Origin of the sequence: Pseudonocardia oroxyli (assembly GCF_900102195.1) — a bacterium.
Classification (GTDB): domain Bacteria; phylum Actinomycetota; class Actinomycetes; order Mycobacteriales; family Pseudonocardiaceae; genus Pseudonocardia; species Pseudonocardia oroxyli.
The window spans coordinates 68,475-81,172 of sequence record NZ_FNBE01000005.1; the positions used below are offsets into that span (position 1 = coordinate 68,475).

8 protein-coding genes are annotated in these 12,698 nt (G+C 74.2%); 2 read left to right on the forward strand and 6 right to left on the reverse strand.

The window, feature by feature from the left end; all coding sequences use genetic code 11:
- Positions 1-13: 13 nt before the first annotated feature.
- Together BLS43_RS09330 and BLS43_RS09335 are read right to left on the reverse strand one after the other, a co-directional pair.
- Complete coding sequence (locus tag BLS43_RS09330) at positions 14-2,554, reverse strand: helix-turn-helix transcriptional regulator (protein ID WP_093080361.1); 2,541 nt, start codon at positions 2,552-2,554, stop codon at positions 14-16.
- Between the two features lie 118 nt (positions 2,555-2,672).
- Positions 2,673-3,785: a peptidoglycan recognition protein family protein gene (locus BLS43_RS09335; protein ID WP_093080365.1), complete on the reverse strand. Its 1,113-nt coding sequence runs from the start codon at positions 3,783-3,785 to the stop codon at positions 2,673-2,675.
- A 196-nt stretch (positions 3,786-3,981) separates the two neighbouring features.
- Here BLS43_RS09335 and BLS43_RS09340 point away from each other — a divergent pair, with 196 nt between their 5' ends.
- Positions 3,982-5,793: an acyl-CoA dehydrogenase gene (locus BLS43_RS09340; RefSeq protein ID WP_093080368.1), complete on the forward strand. Its 1,812-nt coding sequence runs from the start codon at positions 3,982-3,984 to the stop codon at positions 5,791-5,793.
- Between the two features lie 151 nt (positions 5,794-5,944).
- Entirely contained in the window at positions 5,945-7,369 is a 1,425-nt protein-coding gene (locus tag BLS43_RS09345; protein ID WP_245707398.1) for an MFS transporter, read from the forward strand.
- A 34-nt stretch (positions 7,370-7,403) separates the two neighbouring features.
- Here BLS43_RS09345 and BLS43_RS09350 read toward each other — a convergent pair whose 3' ends face one another.
- From BLS43_RS09350 to BLS43_RS09365, 4 genes are all read right to left on the reverse strand, one after another.
- Complete coding sequence (locus BLS43_RS09350; RefSeq protein WP_093080372.1) at positions 7,404-7,829, reverse strand: CBS domain-containing protein; 426 nt, start codon at positions 7,827-7,829, stop codon at positions 7,404-7,406.
- 75 nt (positions 7,830-7,904) lie between these two features.
- On the reverse strand, positions 7,905-10,658 hold the full coding sequence (locus tag BLS43_RS09355; RefSeq protein WP_143029991.1) for a VanW family protein: 2,754 nt from the start codon (positions 10,656-10,658) through the stop codon (positions 7,905-7,907).
- A 65-nt stretch (positions 10,659-10,723) separates the two neighbouring features.
- Entirely contained in the window at positions 10,724-11,044 is a 321-nt protein-coding gene (locus tag BLS43_RS09360) for a GroES family chaperonin (protein ID WP_093080381.1), read from the reverse strand.
- Between the two features lie 265 nt (positions 11,045-11,309).
- Positions 11,310-12,500, reverse strand: a complete 1,191-nt coding sequence (locus BLS43_RS09365; protein WP_093080385.1) for an ATP-binding protein — start codon at positions 12,498-12,500, stop codon at positions 11,310-11,312.
- Positions 12,501-12,698: the final 198 nt, after the last annotated feature.

The window sequence follows — 12,698 nt, forward strand, 5'->3', positions numbered from 1 at the left end:
CGACTATCGCCACTCACGGGGTGAGGTGGCGGCGGAGGTGGGTGAAGAGCTCGGTGCGGCTGCTCGCGCCCAGGCGTTGGCGCATGCGCGCCACGTGGTGCTCGACGGTCTTCGCGCTGATGAAGAGCCGCTCGCCGATCTGCTTGTAGGTCAGGCCCTCCAGGACCAGCGCGGCCACCTCCCGCTCCCGCTCGGAGAGGTCGCCGGTCTCCTCCGGCTCGGGTTCCGCGGTGGGTGTCGGGGTGGGTTTCGGGGTGCCGCCGTGCAGCTGACGGGCGCAGGTCAGCAGGGCCTGCATGGCACGGCGGTCGCCGGTGCGGATGGCAGCCTGCCCGGCCAGCTTGCTGCCGTCCCAGGACAGCCCGACGGTGTGCAGCCCCCGCGCCGCCTCCTCCACGCCCTCCGGATCGACCCGCCCGTCCGTCAGCGCCACCCAGTGCGGGGCCGCGGTCGCCATGGCCTCGGCGAAGCGGCTGCCGTGCGCGGCGCCGCGCAGGGCGTCGGCGTGGGTCACGGCGGCGTCGCGGTCCTCGGCCAGGATCGCGGCGTGCAGCAGCGCCCAGTGCAGGGGCGCCGACCACAGCGCGGGTGACCCCAGCCGGGCCAGCAGGTCCGCGGCCTCGTCGAGGTGCGGGCGGACCCAGGCGGGCTCGCGCAGCCGGGTGGCCGCGATGGCGAGCTCACCGAGCGGCTGCAGCACGTACAGGTCCACCGGGTGCCGGACGATCGCCTCCCGCGCCCTGGCCCAGGCGGGCACCAGCGCGGCGAGGTCGCCCTCGCGGCGGGCCAACGCGACGTCGAGCGCCGCGGCGAGCAGCTCGTCGCGCGGCTCCAGCGCGGGCCCCTGGGCGGTCTCGGCCAGGTGCGCGCGGGCCGTGCCGAACGCACCGCGGTGCAGGGCGATCCAGCCGAGCAGCAGCCGGTGGCGGGTCGTCGCGGCGGGCCCGCCGAGCTCGACCGCCACGGCCCGTTCCAGGACCGACCGCGCCACCCCGACCTCCCCGGTCTGCACCGCGACGAGCGCCGCGAGCGCCGCCGGGGTGTCCGGCAGCAGCGCGGCGCGCGGGGCGGACTCCAGCAGCGCGGCGGCCCGGGTCAGCCGGGACACCGCGCGGGTCGGGTTGCCCGACACCGAGTCGAGGACGCCCTCCGCGACCAGCTCCTCGGCCCCGGCGAGCAGCGTCGGCGGGCGGGCGGCGAGGGTCCGCACGATCGCGTCGGCGACGGCGCGCGGGGAGTCCCGGGGCGGCTCCGGCTCGGGTGCCACGCGGTCCTGGCGGCGCGCCTCGGCGATCGCCCCCGTGCCGACCAGCGCCGGGACCGCCACCGGGCCCCCGGACCCGAGATCGGCGAGCCAGCGGTACAGGTCCGCGCTGCGGGCGAGCAGGCCGCGGTGCGCCAACACGGCGGCGGCGACGGACCCTGCCCGGACGGCGTCGTCGAGCTCCACGCGGTCGGCGGCGGTGAGCACCTCGTCGGCGTGGTGCAGGGCGGCGTCGAGTGCGCCGGTGCGCAGCGAGGCCTCGGCGCGGCGGGCCGCGAGGGTCAGCGGCGGGGCTCCGGCGGCGACGGCGGCGGCGAGGAACGGGCCCGCGTCGGCGCCCGCCCGCGCCTCCTCGTCCGCGGCCGCGGCGAAGACCTCGGCGACCCGCCCCCCGGTGGCGCCGGTGTCGAGCAGCCCGCGCGCGACGGTCAGCACCGACCCGCCGCGGTCCAGCTCGATCTCGGCCAGCGCGCGGCGGATCTCCAGCCTGCGGGCCTCGGGGACGTGCCGCAGCACCGCGGCGGTGACCAGCGGCGGCGGCCCGCCCGCGGGCGTCAGGACGCTCGCCGACCGGGCCTGCGCGACCAGCTCGTCGACCTCGTCGACGCCCGCGCCCCCGGCGTCGAACAGGCCCAGCAGGGGGACCAGCACCTCGGCGTCGAGCGGGGCGCCGAGCGCGGCGGCCACCACGAGCTCGGCCACGCGGGCGTCGAGCGCCCAGAGGTGGTGGGCGATCTGGTCGAGCAGGCCGACCGGGGCGGGCACCCGCGGCGCGGTGGGCCCGGTCAGCGCGGGCCCGACCTTCGCCGCCAGCTCGCGGGTCATCCGGTCCACCAGCGACGGGACGCCCGCGGTGCGGGTGTGCACGTGCTCGGCCAGCGCGGGCGCGGGCCGGGCGCCGAGCAGCGCGGTCAGCCGGGCGGTGACGGCGGCCGGGTCGAGCGGGCCGAGCAGCACCGGCGGGCGCGTGGCGGTCAGGGCGGCACCGAGTGCGGCCCGGGCGGCGTCTCGCGGCCACGGGCGGCGCGCCACGACCATCCGGGCGCCCGGTTCGGCCGCGCGCTCGCGCAGTCGGTCGACGGCGGCGTCGGGCAGCAGGTGGGCGTCGTCGACGAGGAGGGGGAAGGGGCCGTCCGGGTCCGTGCCCGCATCCGTCCACAGTGTCGCGATCGCCCGCAGGGTGGCGGTCTTCCCGGTCCCCGCGGGGCCCACGACGTCCGCGACGAGCGGCGCCGACGGATCCGCGGCGAGCCCGACGAGCAGCGGCTGCGCAGCAGGCAGGCCGTCCATGGTGGATCCCCCCTCCGCGGCCCCCCGACCGCGCCGGACGAGGCTACTGAGCGTCCGCCCTCGGACACCCCCCGCGCACACCCGCACAACGCCTTTCGCACCGAAAGGGTGACGGCGGCTACCGAGCCGGGCCCACCGGATCCACGGACGTGTTCGCCGCGGGCCCGCCGGTGCCCAGCAGCCGCTGCCAGGCCGCCGCGTCCACCGTGTCCGGCACGGCCTCCGCGCCCCGACCCGCCGCGAGCGTCTCGACGGCGCGGGCGGCCGGGGAGCCGTCGCCGCGCTGCACGGTGCGGGCGAGGACCGGCCAGGACTCGCCGCCCAGGATCCCGTTGGGGTCCTCGGCGCCGGTGGCCCGCTGGAACTCCGTGAGCGCGGCGGCGGTGGCGGTGCTGAACCGGCCGGTGGGGGAGACGCGGTAGCCGGCGTCCTCGAGCAGGTACTGCGCGGCGAGCACGTGCTCGCCGCTGTCCCCCTGGCGCAGCAGCGGCCAGCTCGCCTTCGTCGGCCCGCCCTCGATCCGCTGCCGCAGCACCCCCGCGACCTCGTCGCGCAGCCGCGGGAGCATGCCGTAGAGCCGGTCGCCGGGGCAGATCGTGTTCTTGAAGTCCCGGTGGCCGTAGAGCTCGGTGGGCGCGATCCCGTACTGCGCGCAGATGTAGGCGCAGGTCGCGCGCAGGGAGTCCCACAGCGCGCCGGGCGGGTCCTGGTCGATGTAGGTGCCCTCGTTCTCGATCCCGACGGCCACGACGTTCTGTCCGGTGCAGTGCGCGCCCTCGACCTGCTGCCGCCCGCCGCGCAGCACCTCCAGGGACCGGTGCCTGCCCTCGAGCACGAACCCGCCGCGGCTGATGGTGAAGTGCTGGCCGGAGTCCAGCCAGCCGCGGGCGTCCATGTGGAAGTTCTGGATGCCGCGCGCCATCGCGTCGGCGGCGCCGCGGCTCGTGTCGGCACCGTTGGGCCCGGCGGTGTGGTGCACGAGGATCTTGACGGGCTTCTGGTTCCAGACCGGCACGACGGCGCTGTTGGGCCGGGCCCCCCACCCCCCGCAGTCCACGATGTCCGGACCGCCCTCGGCGGACGTCGCGGAGGACGCCGCGGCGGCCGGGCGGCCCGCGCGGGTGGCGGCCTCCCGGCCCGCGTCCGCCCCCGGCACGGCGAGGGCTGCTCCGGGCGCCGCGAGGAGGGCGCCCGTGGCGAGTCCGCCCACGACGAACCCCCGCCGCGTCACGCCGAGTCGTCCCATGGTGGCCCCCACCTCGTCCGGATCACCCGTGCGGATTCACACGAGTCACTTCCGACCCCCGCAACCCTCCCGCCACACACGCTCCGTGCACAACACCTCGACCCGAAGGTGTGAGGCGGTTGCCGAAGTTACCGACGAGTAATATGCTGGCCGTACCGGCGAGTAGGGATGGAGAACCGCCATGGGCCACTACAAGAGCAACGTCCGCGACCTCGAGTTCAACCTGTTCGAGCTGTTCTCCGTCCAGGACGCCACCGGCGTGGACCGAGACACCGCCAAGGACATCCTGACCGAGCTGAACGCGCTGGCCACCGGCCCGCTGGCGGAGTCCTTCGCCGACGCGGACCGCAACCCGCCCGTCTACGACCCGAAGACCTTCTCGGCCACCCTGCCGCAGTCCTTCAAGGACTCCTACAAGGCGCTGTGGGACGGCGAGTGGTACCGCCTGTCGCTGCCCGAGGCGCTCGGCGGCTTCGGCGTGCCCCCGTCGGTGCAGTGGGCCGCGTCCGAGCTGATCCTCGGCGCCAACCCCGCGCTGTACATGTACATGGCGGGCCCCAACTTCGCCTCGATCGTGCACGCCAACGGCACGGACGAGCAGAAGCGCTGGGCCGAGATCATGATCGACAAGGGCTGGGGCGCCACCATGGTGCTCACCGAGCCCGACGCGGGGTCGGACGTGGGTGCGGGCCGCACGAAGGCCGTGCTCCAGGAGGACGGCTCCTGGCACCTCGACGGCGTGAAGCGCTTCATCACCTCCGGCGACCAGGACATGACCGAGAACATCATGCACCTGGTCCTGGCCCGTCCCGAGGCTCCCGGCGTCGACCCCAGGCCCGGCACCAAGGGCCTCTCGCTCTTCCTCGTGCCGAAGTTCCACTTCGACTCCGAGACCGGCGCGCTCGGGGAGCGCAACGGCGCCTTCGTGACCAACGTCGAGCACAAGATGGGCCTCAAGGTCTCCACGACCACCGAGCTCACCTTCGGTGCGCACGGCGTGCCCGCCAAGGGCTGGCTGCTCGGCGACGTGCACGACGGCATCGCCCAGATGTTCCAGGTCATCGAGTACGCCCGGATGATGGTCGGCACCAAGGCCATCGCCACGCTGTCCACCGGCTACCTCAACGCGCTGGAGTACGCCAAGGAACGCGTGCAGGGTGCGGACCTGACCCGGCAGACGGACAAGACCGCGCCGCGCGTCACCATCACCCACCACCCGGACGTCCGGCGTTCGCTGATGCTGCAGAAGGCCTACGCCGAGGGTCTGCGCTCGCTGTACCTCTACACCGGCACCGTGCAGGACCGGATCCGGGAGAGCGCGGATCCGAAGGACGAGGCGATCAACGACCTGCTGCTCCCGATCGTCAAGGGTGTCGGGTCGGAGCGGGCCTCGGAGCAGCTCATCCAGTCGCTGCAGACGCTCGGCGGCTCGGGCTTCCTGCAGGACTACCCGATCGAGCAGTACATCCGGGACGCGAAGATCGACTCGCTGTACGAGGGCACCACGGCGATCCAGTCGCTGGACTTCCTCTTCCGCAAGATCGTGCGGAACAACGGCGCCGCGCTGATGGCCGTCGCCGGCGAGATCGGTCGGTTCCTCGAGAACGAGACCGGCAACGGCAGGCTCAAGGAGGAGCGCGCGCACCTCGCGACCGCGCTCGCGGACGTCCAGGCCATGCTCGGCACGCTGACCGGCTACCTGTTCGCCTCCCAGCAGGAGGTGACCGAGCTGTACAAGGTCGGCCAGCACAGCGTGCGGTTCCTCATGGCGGTCGGCGACCTGCTCGTCGGGTGGCTGCTGCTGCGCGGGGCGGACGTGGCGCAGACCGCGCTGGCAGGCGAGGTGAGCGCCAAGGACAAGGCCTTCTACGAGGGCAAGGTGGGCGTGGCCCGCTTCTTCGCCCGCGAGGTCCTGCCCCGGCTCTCCGCCGACAAGGCGATCGTCGCCGCCGCCGACAACGCCCTCATGGAGCTCGACGAGGCCGCCTTCTAGCGCGCGGACCGGACGGACCACGACGGGCGCCCCGGACTCCGGGGGCGCCCGTTCGTGCGTTCCGAGGCTGGTTCGTCACACCCGGGTGGCTCGACCGGATCGACCCTTTATAGTTGCCATCAACAATTGTTGTGTTCAGCAAGGAGGATCCGTGTCGCTCACCGCCCCGCTCCCCATGGCGACGGCGACACCTCCGGACCTCGCCGGGCGCGGGCGGCCCCGCGCCCTGGTCGCCGTGCTGTCGCTGGCCGGGATCATGGCCTCGATGCAGCAGACCATGGTGGTCCCGCTGGTCCCGCAGCTCCCGACGCTGCTCGGGGTGAGCGCGGCGGACGCCTCCTGGGCCGTCACCGCGACCCTGCTGAGCGCCGCGGTCGCCACCCCGACGGTCGGCAGGCTCGCCGACATGTACGGCAAGCGCCGGATGATGCTGATCTGCCTGGCGTTCGTGATCGTGGGATCGGGCGTCGCCACGCTGACCACGGGCCTCTCGGGGCTGCTCGTCGGCCGGGCCTTCCAGGGGATGGGCATCGGGATCATCCCGCTCGGGATCAGCGCGATGCGCGACCACCTGCCCGTGCGGTCGCTGCCCCGGGCCACCGCCAAAATGAGCGCCTCGCTCGGCGTCGGCGGCGCGTTCGGGCTCCCGCTCGGGGCGCTGCTCGTCGGGCACGCGTCCTGGCACGCGATGTTCGTCGTCTCCGCGGTGACCGCCGCGCTCGTGATCGTGCTGGTCCTGCGGTTCGTGCCGGAGTCGCCCGCCCCGGGCGGCCGGTTCGACCTGGTCGGTGCCGTCGGGTTGTCGCTGAGCCTGCTCGCGTTGCTCCTCGCGCTGTCCAAGGGCAGCACCTGGGGCAGGCCCATGACACTCGGCCTGTTCGGCGGCGCGGCGGCCTTGCTCGTGCTGTGGGCCGTCTGGGAGCTCCGCGTGGCGCAGCCGCTGGTGGACCTGCGGGTCTCCCGACGCCGCCAGGTCCTGCTGACCAACCTGACGTCCCCGTTGTTCGGGTTCGGCATCCTCACCAGCTCGCTGGTCTTCCCCCAGCTCCTGCAGCTCTCGGCCGAGACCGGCTACGGCTTCGGGCAGTCGGTGCTGGTCGCGGGGCTGCTGCAGGCGCCCGGCGGGATCGCGATGATGCTCATGTCCTCGGTGTCCGCGCGGATCACCGAGCGGGCCGGACCGCGGACCTCGCTGATGACGGGGGCGCTCGTCACCGCGGTCGGCTACGCGTTCGCGGTGTTCTGGCACGGCGAGCTGTGGCAGGTGGTCGTCGCGGTCTCGGTCGCCGCCGCCGGCGTCGGCATCGCCTACGGCGCCATGCCCGCGCTGATCATGGGGGCGGTCCCGCTCGGGCAGACCGCCGCCGCGAACAGCGTCAACAACCTCACCAAGGCCGTCGGGACGTCCCTCGCCAGCGCCACGGCGGGCATGGTCCTCGCCGGCATGACGACGACGGTGGCGGGGCACACCCACCCGAGTCACGCCGCGTTCGTCCTGGTCCTGGTGATCGCCGCCTCGGCCTCCCTGGTGGCCGTGGTCGTCGCGTTCTTCCTGCCCCGCGGTCGTGCGCGGTGAGTGGTGCTCTGGCACCACTCACCGCGCAGGGGCCCTACTGGGCGATGTAGCTCTCCAGCTGCTGCCGCTCGGACTCCAGGGTGTCGATGCGGGCCTTGACCAGGTCACCGATGCTGACGATCCCGGCGAGCTCGCCGTTCACCAGGACCGGCAGGTGGCGGACCCGGCGGGTCGTCATGACCTTCGCCAGGTCCGCGGCGCTGTCCTCGGGCGAGCACGTGGCCAGGCTCGTGGTCATGATCTCCGCGACCGGCGCCTCGAGCAGCTCGGCGCCCCGCTCGTGCAGCCTCCGCACCACGTCCCGTTCGGAGACCATGCCGATCAGCGCCCCGCCGCGCACCACCGGCAGCGCGCCGTAGTTGCCCTCGGCCAGCCTGGCCAGCAGGACGGCCACGGTGACCTCCGGCTCGACCGTCGCCACCGCATGCCCCTTGCCCCGAAGCACGTCCGCGATCCGCATCAACCGTCTCCCCGTCGTCGACTCCGTTGTCTCCGACGAGAGTAGGCACCGTGACCGGGATCACGCTACGGCTGGCTACTGGCAGACCACCGTCGGTACCGGGTTGTACTTCACGGTGCGGGTCTTGCTGGTGACCTCGCCGGTCTCCAGGTTCCGCATCGTGCGGGTGTCCGTGGTGGTGAAGCCCTGCGAGCCGCGGCCGGGCACGCAGCCGGGCCCGGCGGGCAGGGTGAGCGTCTGCGGCTCGGTCGGGTTGGTGCGCGGCCCGGTCGCCGAGGTGACCTCGTAGCGCTTGGTGCCGAACATCTTCACGGTGAGGTTCTGCGGCGTCCAGATCGTCTGGATGAACACGCCCGTCGGCCCGTCGTTGCGGAACTTGAGGTCGATGATGTCGTCGAACACGGTCGCCTCGCGGGCCGCCGGGTAGCGGCTGATGTAGAAGCTGTGCTCCTTGTGCTCCACGTCGACCATGCCCGCGAAGTACGCGGCGTTGTACAGCGTGGTCGCGACCTGCGAGACGCCGCCGCCGATGCCGCGCGCCGAGTGCCCGTTCTCGATGATCCCGGCCTCGACGTAGCCGTTGGCCGCGTTGCGCGGGTTGGTCAGCTTGTTGAGGCTGAACGTCTCACCCGGCTGCACGATGGTGCCGTTGATCTGCTCGGCGGCCCGGCGGATGTTGCGCCCGGAGTCCGCGGCGAACCCGCCCGTGGTGAACGAGCTGATCTCGCCGGTGATGCCGAGCGCGCCCAGCTGCTCGGTGGTCAGCTTGGCGGGCTGGTCGGCATAGACGGCCGTGAGCGTGCGCGGCCCCTGCGCCGTCAGCGCGCCGACGAGGCCCTCGAAGGTCTTGTCGTAGTCGACGCCGCGCCCGTCCTGCGACGGCACGACGACGGGGGCGCCGGTGGAGAAGTCCAGCGCGGCGTCCCGGCCCGGGGTCTCGGAGGAGGCCAGCTGCGGGGTGGCGACCTCCTTGAGCGCCTCGTTGTTGATCTCCGGGACGAGCTTCGGGTCCGCCGCGGCGTCCGCGCGGAAGCTCAGCGCCGAGGCGATGTCCGCGGGCCGCAGGGTCGCGGTCGCGCCCTCGCCCTGGATCGTGACCGGCGCGGACACCGCGGGCGTGGCGACCGACTGCAGCGCCTGCTGCACGTCCTCGTCGGTGGTGATCGTCGCCTGGGGGATCAGCGGCAGCGCGACCGGCGCGCCGGACGCCCACTCGCTCTCCAGCACCCCGACGGCCGCCTGCAGGTCCAGCTCCTGGCCGGGCACCGGCGCGACGGCGATCGGCGTGGTGCCCTCGAAACGCACCGTGCCCTCGACGGGGGCCTTGTCGACCACCGGCTTGACCTGCTCCAACGCGGTCAGCACGGAGCGCTCGTCCGCCTTGTTGACCACGCCGACCTCGCGCTGGGTGAAGAACGAGGTGATCCGGGTGATCGGGTTCAGCGGCTGCTCGCCCGCCTGCTCGATGGTGGCCTGGTAGTCGACCTGAAGGCCCGCGGCCACGGGGTCGATGCGGCTCTCCACCTCACCGGCGGTGACCTGCACGGGCTGGGTGGCCCGGGGCTCGATCGCCGTACGCAGACGCTCGCTCGCCTCGGCCTTGGACAGGCCGCCGAGCTGCATCCCGGCCACGGTCACGCCGCGCGGGACGTTGCCGGTGGACAGCACGAGGTCCGCCACGTAGAGGACCGCGAGCAGCGCGACGACGCCCGCGACGATCAGCAGCGGCTTCTTCCGCCCGCCGCCGGGGGCGTCCCCCTCGCCGGTCGGGGCGGGGCGCTGCTGCGGGGGCACCGGCGGGACGCCGCCACGGGTCACGGGGATCTGCTCCGTCGGGGGGTCGGCGGGGCCGGTCGGCCGGGTGGGCTGCTCGGCCGCGGGGCCGGAGGCGCGCGGGATGATCTGGGTGTCCTCGCCGGAGGTACCGGGGGAGGTGGCCGGGGCGACCGCCGCGTGGACCGCGGTGGACCGGTCCTCCTCGTCGAACACCGGGGTGCCCTGGGCGGGGGTGCCGGTCGGGCCGGTCGGCGCGGCCGGGGTCGCTCCCGTGTCGGCGGGGGCGTCCGTCGGGGCGTCACCGGACGCGCCCGGGGTCGCCTCGGCGGCGGCCGCCGTGGACGCCGCCGCCGTGGACGCCGCTGCCGTGGACGCCGCTGCGGCGGCGGGCGCGGAGGTCCCCGCGGGGGGAGTGGTGGGCGCAGGGGTGCCGTGCGCGGGCGTGCCGTGCGCGGGCGTGCCGTGCGCCGGCGTCCCGTTCGTCGGGGCGACGGACCGGGTGGCGACGGTCGCCGCGGCGGACCCGGCCGCGTCGCCGGCACCGTGGCCGGACGTCCCGCCGGCCTGCGCCGGCGCGGCGGTCGCCGCGGCGCCGTCGGTGGCACCGTCGGGCGCTCCCGGAGCGTCGGTCGGGGCGGTGTGGCCCGCGGTCGCCGACGAGACGCCCTGGGGCGGGGTCGCGGCGCCCTGCGCAGGCCCGCCCGCGGCCGGGGCGGCGCCCGCCTTCGCGACCCCCGCACCGAGTGACTCGGTGGCGGTGGTGTCAACGGTGTCGGTGCTGTCGGCCCCGTCTGTGCGGGGCGCGGGGGAGGGCTTCTTCGGCGCGCCGGAGGCGGGGACCGCCGCGGTGGCCCGCCCCTCGGCCCGGGTGGGTGCCGTGACCTGCTCGGGCGGTGCGGACCGCGCGGGCGAGAAGAGCGCGTCCCCCCGTGGGCTGTCCGTGCGCCGGGACGAGACCTCGCCGGCGCCGGTCGCCGTGGTGGCCCCCGAACCCGCGTCCGTTCCCGCGTGATCCGCGTCCACCTCGCCGGGCGAGTGCTGCCGCTCGGGCATGAAGCCGTGTTCCTTCCCCACCGGTGTCCGCCGTCCCCCCAGAGACGCCGACAGAACTGAGACGACTACAGGTACAGGCCGGTCCCGTGCTCGGTCCCCGCCGTGGCGACCGCGTGCAGGTCCCGCTCGCGCATCACGAGGTACGCCGTGCCCTGCACCTCGATCTCGTACTGGTCGTCCGGGGCGAACAGCACCCGGTCACCGACCTTCACGCTGCGCACGTGCTGGCCGGTGCCGAAGACGTCCCCCCACACCAGCCGCTTGGCGACCTGGGCCGTGGCCGGGATGACGATCCCCGCCGAGCTGCGCCGCTCGCCGCCGTCCTCGGAGATCTTGATCATGACGCGGTCGTGCAGCATCTGGATCTCGAACTTCGGGTCCGGCACCCGGACGATGCTACGGGCAGTGCGATCGGGGACACCCGGCGGTGTCATGTGCGGTGACGACGAACCTTCACCGGTCCTCGCGCGCCCGCGATCACCCGGCGAACGCTCGTGGTCACCGCACAGGGAACGAGAAGACCCCGCGGAGCTGCCAGGTCGGGGGTCCGACAGCGCCGCGGGGCTACTGCAGAATTCGCCTGGACCCCACCCCGCGTTACGCACCGTTCGTCGTTTCCCGCGGTTCACTCGTTCGGCCCAGTCGCACCCCTCAGGTGGACGCGAGCAGGTACCTCCCGAAGTGCGGAACCGTGAACGCGATCTGCCCTCGCTGTGCGGAGTAGACCAGGCCCTTCTTGAGCAGGCTGTCCCGCGCCGGGGACAGCGAGGACGGCTTGCGCCCGAGGTGCTGGGCCAGCGCGGAGGTCACGACGGGATCGTCCGCGCCCTCGGCGACCTCCGCCATCGCGCGCAGGTACTCGCGCTCGGCGGGCGTGGCCCGTTCGTAGCGCGAGCCGAAGAACCCGACCGCGAGCTCCGCCTCGGCCTCGGGCGCCGCCAGCGCGACGTCCTCGGCGCGGATCGGGTTCGTGGGCGCCGCGTCCCACGCGGCCTTCCCGTAGGCCTGGACGAAGTACGGGTAGCCGCCGGAGCGCTCGTAGAGGGATTCCAGGGCGTCCTCGGCGAAGCCCGCGTCCTCCCGCTCGGCGGGCGCGATCAGCGCGAAGTCCGCGTCCTTGCGGTCCAGCTTGTCGATCCGCGAGTACTTGAACAGCCGTTCGGAGTAGGACTTGGACGCCGAGAGCACCGCGGGCAGGTGCGGCAGCCCGGCCCCCACCACGACCAGCGGCATCCGGGACTGCGACAGCTCGTGACAGGCGGCGCAGAGGGCGGAGACGTCGTCCGGGCGCAGGTCCTGCATCTCGTCGATGAGGATCGCGATGCCCGTCGCGACCTCGCTCGCCAGCTCGGCGACCTCGGTGAACAGCTCGACGAGGTCGATCTCGATGTCTCCGGAGTCGGCCCGCCCGTTCCGGACGGGCACGTCGATGCCGGGTTGCCAGCGCTCCCGCAGCCGCGCCCCGTCCGGCGCCGCCCGCAGCGCGAAGGCCTTGAGCACGCCGAGCACCTCGTCCACGCGCTCCTGGCGGGGGTGCTGGACGGCGAGGTCCCGGATCGCGCGGTGCAGTGCGGCGGAGAGGGGGCGGCGGAGGTCGGCGTCGGGGCGGGCCTCGATCTTCCCGGAGCCCCAGCCCGCACGGACCGCCATCGACCGCAGCTCGCCGAGCATCACGGTCTTGCCCACCCCGCGCAGACCGGTCAGCACGAGGCTGCGCTCCGGCCTGCCGCGGGCGACCCGCTCGAGCACGATCTCGAACGCGTCGATCTCGCGGTCCCGGCCCGCCAGCTCGGGTGGCCGCTGACCTGCGCCGGGAGCGAACGGATTGCGCACCGGGTCCATGCATCAGACGGTATCGGCGAGTCTCGTGCTCGCCGTAGATTTCGCTATCCGGCGCTACGGCGTGTCGTCGCATCGCGGCGTCTGCGGGCGTCTAGCCCGTGGCCGAGACGGTGCGAGAAACCGTGAGACGTCACGATCGGGCCGCCTACTGCTCTCTACTGGGTCACCGATACACCGCGATACGACGATTTCTGGAAA

Bases quoted from the DNA above. Each gene is read 5' to 3' on its own strand.
- BLS43_RS09330 (WP_093080361.1), bottom strand. From the start codon at position 2,554: ATGGACGGCCTGCCTGCTGCGCAGCCGCTGCTCGTCGGGCTCGCCGCG.
- BLS43_RS09365 (WP_093080385.1), bottom strand. From the start codon at position 12,500: ATGGACCCGGTGCGCAATCCGTTCGCTCCCGGCGCAGGTCAGCGGCCA.
- BLS43_RS09350 (WP_093080372.1), bottom strand. From the start codon at position 7,829: ATGCGGATCGCGGACGTGCTTCGGGGCAAGGGGCATGCGGTGGCGACG.
- BLS43_RS09340 (WP_093080368.1), top strand. From the start codon at position 3,982: ATGGGCCACTACAAGAGCAACGTCCGCGACCTCGAGTTCAACCTGTTC.
- BLS43_RS09355 (WP_143029991.1), bottom strand. From the start codon at position 10,658: ATGCCCGAGCGGCAGCACTCGCCCGGCGAGGTGGACGCGGATCACGCG.